Below are 577 nucleotides of genomic sequence, written 5' to 3'. Positions count from 1 at the left end.
TCTTATAATACGTTAATGGATTGGTCCATGAAAGAAAAGTTTCTTATAAAAATTTATACTGCTATCACCATAAGCTGATCCTCAACCATAGCGTTTGCAATTCTGGTGATGATAATCGGCTATTTAACAGGGAAACATGGTTAAAAATTAATGCGTAGGTTGCCCATGACATAAAAGTACAGAAAGCTGCTTTGTTATGAGAAACAAAGCGGATACACAACAGAAACCACCCTTGAAGCACCAGATAAGGGAAAGGAATCATGGGAAGATTAAACTTACGAGAAACAGAAAATCAAAGGATCGACTTAACCCTTTGATCGGTGTTGAAGAGTATTGAGATCAAAATCAAAAGTTCGCACTTTTGTGTGGAGGTGAGGAACTGGTGCAAGTTGCATCAATTGCTAAAATGAGAAATAGTGTAAACATTGCACAATTGCAGATTGAAGAGAAATTCGGTCGAGTTGACCGAATTTTTAAACGCTTCTCTTTTTAATAATGTGCCCGAGATCCGCAAAACCTTTAGCCCATTTAAGATAAAAGAGGTCACCACATCTTATACATGCTCTTCAAATAATCA

General features: G+C 36.7%; 1 pseudogene. It reads left to right on the top strand.

The window, feature by feature from the left end:
* Positions 1 to 491: 491 nt before the first annotated feature.
* A pseudogene (locus BN338_RS13585) lies at positions 492 to 577 on the top strand (DNA adenine methylase); the annotation flags it as partial.

The organism is Bartonella queenslandensis AUST/NH15 (genome assembly GCF_000312585.1).
In the GTDB taxonomy this organism is placed as follows: domain Bacteria; phylum Pseudomonadota; class Alphaproteobacteria; order Rhizobiales; family Rhizobiaceae; genus Bartonella; species Bartonella queenslandensis_A.
The sequence above is the reverse complement of the archived record's forward strand: the minus strand, read 5'-3'. Positions and strand labels throughout refer to the sequence as shown.